Consider the following 6,722-nt stretch of genomic DNA (forward strand, 5'->3'; position numbering starts at 1 on the left):
CGGACAGAGAGGTGCTTGCGATGACGCTCTGGACCATACGCGCGCAGTACGATGACGAAGCCCATGTTTGGTACTCGGTCGAAGGCGACATTCCCGGTCTGGCGGTCGACGCCGAGACGATCGAGCATCTGGTCGAGAAGGCGGGCGCAATGCTGCCTGACTTGCTAAAAATTCACGGTGACGATTTCGTCGATTGCTCTCGTCTTGAAGGCCCGCACGTCATCCGGGTCATCGCATTTCACGAGCGCGTGTATCCGGTCGCGGCCTGACGATGGTTCAGGGCTATACCGCGCAAGTCAAAGCGATCCTGCGCGAGCATGGGTGTTCGTTTGTACGTCCGGGTAAAGGCGATCACGAAGTCTGGTCCTGCCCGAACGTGACACGGCCCGTTGTGGTGGACGGTAAGATCATGTCTCGGCACATCGCCAACGAGGTTTTCAAGCAGGCCAAGATCAAGGCCAGGTTCTGATATTTGATAGTCGCTATTCGGCGAACATCGCCGTCAATACCGCCAGCGTTGTGCTCAATGCACTCGCATCAATCTCACCCAGTCGCTTGAGCAGCCGCTGTCGGTCAAGAGTGCGCATCTGGTCCGGCATGATCAGGCCATCGACGCCGCCGAATGCAACCGGAACCCTGAACGCGGTGGCGTGACTGCCGCTCGTCAACGGTGCGACGAGGACGGTGCGCAAACGCTTGTTGAGGTCGTCTGGCGAAACGATCACCAACGGCCGCGTCGTGCTGATCTCGCTGCCGACCGTCGGGTCTAGCCTGCAAAGCCAGACCTCGCCGCGTTTCACCAGCGTAGCTCGGCATCGCCTTGGTTGCCGAACGCCATCCAGTCCTCTTCCTCTTCGGTGAGAGGCAGCGCGCCAATCCGCTCGGCGTCCTCGGCCCAGCCCGCGCGCGGGTGGCGGGCGGGTGTGGCGACGATCCGGCCCTCCTCGACGCGGACGTCCATCGCGGTGCCCGCGGCCGCGCCTAGTTCCTGGAGGATTGCCTTGGGCACGATCATCCCGACCGAATTGCCCATCTTGCGAAGCGCGGTTTGCATGATTGGGGTATGATATGGCTGGCGTGTTAGTACAAGGTTATAACGGGTGAAGGTGGCGCTGGCGGTCTGGATCGCGATGCAGGGTGCGCCGATGGGGCCCGCGGAGGTGGTGACGCTCTCGCCGCCGCCCGCCGCACTCCACGCCGATCCGTTCTACACCCAGTACCTCGACGTCGACGGCATCCCGATCCTCGCCTCCGCCCGAGTCCCCGACCAGGCGCTGGTCCGTGCCCGCAGCATTGTCCTTGGCATGCTGGCCGCGCGACCCGATCTGGCGCGCGAACTGGTGCGGACAGGGCTTCGCGTCGTCGTGATGGCACCCGACGAGCAGACGCTCGACCTGCCCGAGCAACGGGGGTGGACGAAGCCTGCCAAGGACGACGCGCGGCTGACCCGGTGCGAGCGCAAGCATTACAACGAGCGGATCGGGCGGCTCAGCGACCGGGCGTATTGGAATTGGCGCGCGCGCGGGATGGGCGGGTTGCTGACCAGCGCGGCGGCGGAGAACCTGCTCGGGCTGCCGGGCGACCGGTATCACGGCCAGAACAACTTCGTGCACGAGTTCGCGCACGGCATACTGCGTGCCGCTGAGCGCGCCGATCCGGCGCTGCATGCGCGGGTGAAGGCAGCCTATGCGGCGGCAATGGCGAAGGGACTTTGGGCGGGCGAATATGCTTCGACGTCGTTCGAGGAATATTGGGCGGTGGGGACGCAATATTGGTTCAACACCGCGCATGTCGCGATCTTCGATGGCGTCGGGTTGCTGTCGGATGCGGATTTGCGCGTGTACGATCCGGGGCTCTACGCGGTGCTGGCCGAGGTGTACCGCGGCCATCGGTTGGAGGGCGATGTCTTCTGGATGCACCCCGACCGGGTGCCGCCCGGACCTGCGCCGAAATTCACCGCGGAGGTGTGTTGAGCAAGCCGACGCCCACCAATTCCCGTCCGTCAACCCGCCCTTGAGCCGGGGCCCGCTTCTTCTCGCTCCACAGGAGAAGAAGCGAGGCCCCGGGTCGAGCCCGGGGGCGACGGAATACAGGTCAGGCGCTTCGCCGCCGCGCGAACAGCAGCCCGCCCGCGATCGCCAGCCCGGCCAGGCCCACCGCCGCCACCGTCTTCGGGTGCAGCGCCGCTGCGGTATAGGCGCTGGTCCTTCTTGCCGCGGGGTGCTCGCCGGAGCGCTCCTCCCCGGCACGGACGCCCCATTTGAGGTTGCTCGGCTCGGGCTGGTCCTTCTTGCGATCGACGAAGCCCTTGGCCGCGAGCGGCGCGAGCAGTTCGTACAATGCCGGGAAATGCTGCGAGAACAGCACCTGCGCGCGGCCTGCGCCGCCGACGGTGATCTCGCGGCGGGGGTGGACGGCGGCGTCGAGGATCGCGTCGGCGACGAGCTGCGGGTCGTAGATCGGCGGCGGGATCTGCGCCTCGCCGCCCTCGTGGTTGGCGGCGTGCTGGCCGATCGGGGTGTCGATGCCGGCGGGCTTGATCAGCGTGACCGAGATCGGCACCCCGGCCGCGCCCAGCTCCATCCGCAGCGTCTCGACATAGGCCTTCACCGCATGTTTCGACGCCGCATAGGCGCCCATCACCGGCGTCGACATGTCCGATGCGATCGAGGCGACGGTAATCAGCGCGCCGCCGTTCTCGCGCAGGTGCGGGATCGCGGCCTGACAGCCGTTGACCGCGCCGAAGTAATTGGTGCGGAACATGCGCTCGTGCTCGTCGAGCGGGGTGTCGGCGAGCTTGGCGTAGATCGCGACCCCGGCGTTGTTCACCCACGTGTCGATCCGCCCGAACGCCTGCACCGCATAGGCGGCGGCCGCCTCGACCCCGGCCGCGTCGCCGACGTCGGCGGCTTTCGCCTCGACCCGGTGGCCTTCGCGTTGAAGCTCGGCGACGAGATCGCGCAGCACGTCTTCGGAGCGCGCGACCATCAGCACGCTGGCGCCCGCCTTAGCGGCGGTGCGCGCAGTGACGAGACCGATGCCCGAGCTTGCGCCGGTGACGACGATCACCTGATCCTTCAGGGGCTTCAAGGCGATGGTCATGCGCGTTCTCCGTGTAGCGCCCCCAACCGACCGCCTGCGGAGACGGTTCCCTGGTGGCGGGGGGCTGCCGCAGGCGCATCGTGCGGCCCTGATGGGGGTAAGCGTGCCGCATCGAGACCGATCAGCGGCAGCGGCGCGATGGGACCCGATTGCCGGGATTGCGTTGTGTCGGTCGCGATGCAATCGTCGCGTCGCATTGAAGGAGGCGTTATGGACGCAATGCTAGCCGGGGCGCGGCGCGTCTTTACGCTCGACGGAGCGCGCGTCGTCTTCGCGCGCGCGATCGACAGGGTCCGCCGGCGTGTAACGCGACTCGACCTTGAGGCCGTGCGCCGGTGGTGCGCGGCAAGCGCAATCGACCAGGCGGCGTGGGCGGCCGCGATCGATCCCGGCTTGTGGGCGGAAGCGTCCGCGTTCGAATCGGACCTGCGCAACAGGGCATCGCGGCTTCTCGCGTCGGCGCAAGGCCGGTACGGCGGGGGCGGTGCGGTCGCGCTGCTCTATTTCCTCGTCCGCCTGCGCCGCCCGCACTATGTCGTCGAGACGGGGGTCGCGGCCGGTTGGTCGACCGCCGCGATCCTTGCGGCGATGGAGCAGAACGGCGCCGGGCACCTCTGGTCGAGCGACTTCCCCTATTTCCGTCATGGCGGCAACACCGCCGAAATCGGTTTGCTGGTGCCCGGCGAACTGCGGCCGCGATGGACGCTGACGACGCGCGGGGATCAGGTGAACCTGCCACAGATCCTGGCAGAGATGCCGCGGGTGGATTTTCTCCACTACGACAGTGACAAGAGCCGCGCCGGGCGCGCCTGGGCGCTTGCGCTCCTGCGGCCCAAGCTGATCCCCGGCGCAACGATCGTGTTCGACGACATTCAGGACAATTGGCATTTCCGCCAGATCGCGGGCGACCGACCGCTGATCTTCGGAGAAAACGGCAAGTTCGTGGGGTTGCTCGACCGGGGAGGACGCGACACATGGAAGTGATCGGCGCGGCCGGGCGACGAGACCGGATCGGGTTGTCGCCTGCGCCGGTCCGGACCATTGCGACGAAGGATCATACGCCGGACCGGGGGAGAAGCGCGTGGCGGCATGATATCGGCTGAGGCCATGGGCCGCCCTGCGACTACGACGCTCGCCAACGGTTTGATGAGCGCAGCAAATAAAGCCGCGGCCCCAAGGAACCGCCGCCCCGCGCAACGGTTCGCGGCACCATGGCAGACCAACCCAACAACGCCGTCAACTACCCCGCGCTCGCCGTGCCGCACATCCAGCTGCACGGCGTCGTCGACGATCGGATGTACGACAGCTTCAAGCAGCAACTCACGGGCGCGCCCGTGGAAGGCCCCATCGTCGTGTCGATCACGACGCTGGGCGGGGATCCCGAGATGGCGCGCGCGATGGGCGACAGCATTCGCCTGCTGCGCGACTATACCGGCCGCGAGACATTGTTCCTGGGCAAGGTGGCGGTCTATTCGGCGGGCGCGACGTTCATGGCGTCCTTTCCGGCGGGATCGCGCTTCCTGACGCGGGGCACCCGGCTGATGGTCCACGAGCGGCTGATGCAGAGCAACATCCAGCTGAACGGACCGCTCAACACCCTGTCGTACACGCTCAAGGCCAAGCTGAACGAGATCGAGGATTCGATCCGCATCCAGGACGAAGGCTTCGCCGATCTGGTGGCGGGGACGCGGGTGATGCTCGACGAGCTCAAGCGCAAGGCGACGTCGAACTGGTATATCGAGGCCGAGGATGCGCGCGACCTCGGCCTCGTGCTGGACGTGATCTAGCGTCCGCCTACAACGACATGCCGCCGTCGATGTCGATCGCCGCGCCGGTGATGTAGCTGGAATCGTCGCTCGCCAGGAACGACGCCAGCGCGCCGATCTCGTCGGGCTTGCCGTAACGGCCGAGCGCGACCAGCGGGGTCAGCATCTCGGCGAACGGGCCGTCGGCCGGGTTCATGTCGGTGTCGATCGGCCCAGGCTGGATGACATTGACCAGGATTCCGCACGGCCCCAGATCGCGTGCCCAGCCGCTCGCCAGCTGCCGAACCGCCGCCTTGGTCGCGCCGTAGATCGCGCCGCCCGCGATCGGCATCGAATGCGCGTTGATCGATCCGACGATGATGATCCGGCCGCCATCGGACAGCAATGGGATCGCCGCGACCGTGCCCGCGAACACGCCGTCGACGTTGACGCCGAACTGCTTGCGATAGGAGGCGAGCGCTGCATCCGCGTCCTGATCCGCGACGCTGGCGAACTCGCCCAGCCCCGCGTTGTGAACGAGGATGTCGAGTCCGCCGAGCGCTTTCGCCGCCTTCGTCACGGCGGCCGCCTGCGCCTTCGCGTCGGCCGCATCCGCCTGGATCGCGTGGCCGCGCACGCCGCTCGCCTCGATCGCGGCGAGCGTCGCCTGCGCCGCAGCCGCGTTGCCCGCATAGGTGATCGCCACCGTCGCGCCGTCCGCGGCCAACCGCCGAGCGATAGCGGCGCCGATGCCCCGCGATCCGCCGGTTACCAGCGCGCGCTTGCCGTCGAGTTTCGCCATGATCCGTTCCTTGAGAGATGTCGCCGGTCGGGGTGTGGCCGGGCAACGCAGGTGGTGCGGGTCACAGGCGCTTCAACCGCGATGCGGGATGGCCGCAACATAGGTGCGATCGGGAACCGTTTACGTTCAACGCGTTAGCCGTTCGTCTCTAGCAGGCTGCTGAAAAAGGCCATGGTTTGGCGATAAAGGAGGTGTCGTCGCCATTGTCATAGGCGATTTCGCCTTCGAGCCAGCCATCGTCGCGCAGCTCGGCCCACCCGGTGCCGGTCACCTGATCGCCTTCATCGGCACCGTTCCAATCGAAGTCGACCCCGCTCGTGGTGAACCCGCCGTCCACCGAGGCGATAAGCGCGCCGAACGCCATTTCACCGGTGCCGTCGGCGTCGATACGCAGGTAAGCCGGGCCGCACAGATCGAGATAGTCGCGCGGCCATGTTCCACTTTTCACGATCCGCCATTTGCCGACGAGGGTGACGCTCGCGATCATCACCCCGTCTCCAGCAGTTTGGGAAGTCTGACGAGATTGTAGGCGGCAATCGTCAGCGTGAAGGCGAAGCGCACCCGGGCCAACCCCCGGAACCGGGTCTTGCCTTGCCCGGCTGCGGACTTCACCCAGCCGAACACCTCCTCGATCCGCTTGCGGATGCGGATACTCGCGCGATAACCTGGGTGCCGTGTCGTGCGGCCGTCGATGGCGGAGCGTCGGCCGCTCACATTCTGGGCGACGTGCGGGGTGACGCACCGCTCCCGCAGCTCGGCGACGAAGTCGCGTGTGTCGTACGCGCGGTCGGCTGCCAGCGTGATCCGGCGCGCCTCCGGACGGTCGACATCATCGAGCATCGCCACCGCGGTCACCCGTTCGGCAAAGCCGGCCACCCGCGTGGTCTCGGCATCGACGGCCAGCCCGTTCCGGTTCTCCATCAGGACGTGCTCCATGTAGCACAGCTTCGCCCCCGCCCCGGGGCTCTTGCGATACAGCCGCGCGTCCGGATCGGTGATCGAGGCATGGGTGTCGTTGCTGCGCCTGGTGCCGCGGAAGTCGACCTCGCCGTTGCGACCGCCCGCGCCGTCGG

11 protein-coding genes are annotated in these 6,722 nt (G+C 67.1%); 5 read left to right on the forward strand and 6 right to left on the reverse strand.

What is annotated here, in order from left to right:
- Positions 1-20 precede the first annotated feature (20 nt).
- Both ACE5C1_RS07950 and ACE5C1_RS07955 read left to right on the forward strand, forming a co-directional pair.
- Entirely contained in the window at positions 21-269 is a 249-nt protein-coding gene (locus ACE5C1_RS07950; RefSeq protein WP_374943523.1) for a DUF1902 domain-containing protein, read from the forward strand.
- Between the two features lie 2 nt (positions 270-271).
- Positions 272-469, forward strand: a complete 198-nt coding sequence (locus tag ACE5C1_RS07955; RefSeq protein ID WP_374943524.1) for a type II toxin-antitoxin system HicA family toxin — start codon at positions 272-274, stop codon at positions 467-469.
- Positions 470-482: 13 nt separating this feature from the next.
- On the opposite strand, the gene ACE5C1_RS07960 is transcribed toward ACE5C1_RS07955, so the two are convergent.
- Both ACE5C1_RS07960 and ACE5C1_RS07965 read right to left on the reverse strand, forming a co-directional pair.
- On the reverse strand, positions 483-800 hold the full coding sequence (locus ACE5C1_RS07960; protein ID WP_374943525.1) for a type II toxin-antitoxin system PemK/MazF family toxin: 318 nt from the start codon (positions 798-800) through the stop codon (positions 483-485).
- The gene (locus ACE5C1_RS07965) at positions 797-1,054 is read right to left on the reverse strand and encodes an AbrB/MazE/SpoVT family DNA-binding domain-containing protein (protein WP_374943526.1); all 258 of its coding nucleotides are present in this window, start codon (positions 1,052-1,054) and stop codon (positions 797-799) included. Before ACE5C1_RS07965 ends, ACE5C1_RS07960 begins: the two co-directional genes overlap by 4 nt.
- 46 nt (positions 1,055-1,100) lie before the next feature.
- Between ACE5C1_RS07965 and ACE5C1_RS07970 the strand changes: the two genes are divergently transcribed.
- The gene (locus ACE5C1_RS07970; protein ID WP_374943527.1) at positions 1,101-1,973 is read left to right on the forward strand and encodes a glycoside hydrolase; all 873 of its coding nucleotides are present in this window, start codon (positions 1,101-1,103) and stop codon (positions 1,971-1,973) included.
- Between the two features lie 121 nt (positions 1,974-2,094).
- Here ACE5C1_RS07970 and ACE5C1_RS07975 read toward each other — a convergent pair whose 3' ends face one another.
- A complete protein-coding gene (locus ACE5C1_RS07975; protein WP_374943528.1) occupies positions 2,095-3,102 on the reverse strand; it encodes an SDR family oxidoreductase in 1,008 nt (335 codons plus the stop codon).
- A gap of 210 nt (positions 3,103-3,312) precedes the next feature.
- Here ACE5C1_RS07975 and ACE5C1_RS07980 point away from each other — a divergent pair, with 210 nt between their 5' ends.
- Both ACE5C1_RS07980 and ACE5C1_RS07985 read left to right on the forward strand, forming a co-directional pair.
- A complete protein-coding gene (locus ACE5C1_RS07980) occupies positions 3,313-4,086 on the forward strand; it encodes a class I SAM-dependent methyltransferase (RefSeq protein WP_374943529.1) in 774 nt (257 codons plus the stop codon).
- Between the two features lie 227 nt (positions 4,087-4,313).
- Positions 4,314-4,889 carry an ATP-dependent Clp protease proteolytic subunit gene (locus ACE5C1_RS07985; protein ID WP_374943530.1) on the forward strand — a complete coding sequence of 192 codons (576 nt, stop codon included), beginning with the start codon at positions 4,314-4,316 and terminating at the stop codon, positions 4,887-4,889.
- Positions 4,890-4,896: 7 nt separating this feature from the next.
- On the opposite strand, the gene ACE5C1_RS07990 is transcribed toward ACE5C1_RS07985, so the two are convergent.
- From ACE5C1_RS07990 to ACE5C1_RS08000, 3 genes are all read right to left on the reverse strand, one after another.
- Positions 4,897-5,649 (reverse strand): SDR family NAD(P)-dependent oxidoreductase, encoded by a 753-nt coding sequence (locus ACE5C1_RS07990; protein ID WP_374943531.1) that lies wholly within the window; start codon positions 5,647-5,649, stop codon positions 4,897-4,899.
- A gap of 148 nt (positions 5,650-5,797) precedes the next feature.
- Positions 5,798-6,136: a hypothetical protein gene (locus ACE5C1_RS07995; protein ID WP_374943532.1), complete on the reverse strand. Its 339-nt coding sequence runs from the start codon at positions 6,134-6,136 to the stop codon at positions 5,798-5,800.
- The coding region (locus ACE5C1_RS08000) for a transposase (protein ID WP_374943533.1) at positions 6,136-6,722 on the reverse strand (587 nt) is incomplete at its 5' end. The genes ACE5C1_RS07995 and ACE5C1_RS08000, both read right to left, overlap by 1 nt.

This window comes from Sphingomonas sp., assembly GCF_964263785.1.
Lineage (GTDB): Bacteria > Pseudomonadota > Alphaproteobacteria > Sphingomonadales > Sphingomonadaceae > Sphingomonas.

Bases quoted from the DNA above. Each gene is read 5' to 3' on its own strand.
- ACE5C1_RS07950 (WP_374943523.1), top strand. From the start codon at position 21: ATGACGCTCTGGACCATACGCGCGCAGTACGATGACGAAGCCCATGTT.
- ACE5C1_RS07955 (WP_374943524.1), top strand. From the start codon at position 272: ATGGTTCAGGGCTATACCGCGCAAGTCAAAGCGATCCTGCGCGAGCAT.
- ACE5C1_RS07965 (WP_374943526.1), bottom strand. From the start codon at position 1,054: ATGCAAACCGCGCTTCGCAAGATGGGCAATTCGGTCGGGATGATCGTG.
- ACE5C1_RS07975 (WP_374943528.1), bottom strand. From the start codon at position 3,102: ATGACCATCGCCTTGAAGCCCCTGAAGGATCAGGTGATCGTCGTCACC.
- ACE5C1_RS07980 (WP_374943529.1), top strand. From the start codon at position 3,313: ATGGACGCAATGCTAGCCGGGGCGCGGCGCGTCTTTACGCTCGACGGA.
- ACE5C1_RS07985 (WP_374943530.1), top strand. From the start codon at position 4,314: ATGGCAGACCAACCCAACAACGCCGTCAACTACCCCGCGCTCGCCGTG.
- ACE5C1_RS07990 (WP_374943531.1), bottom strand. From the start codon at position 5,649: ATGGCGAAACTCGACGGCAAGCGCGCGCTGGTAACCGGCGGATCGCGG.
- ACE5C1_RS07995 (WP_374943532.1), bottom strand. From the start codon at position 6,136: ATGATCGCGAGCGTCACCCTCGTCGGCAAATGGCGGATCGTGAAAAGT.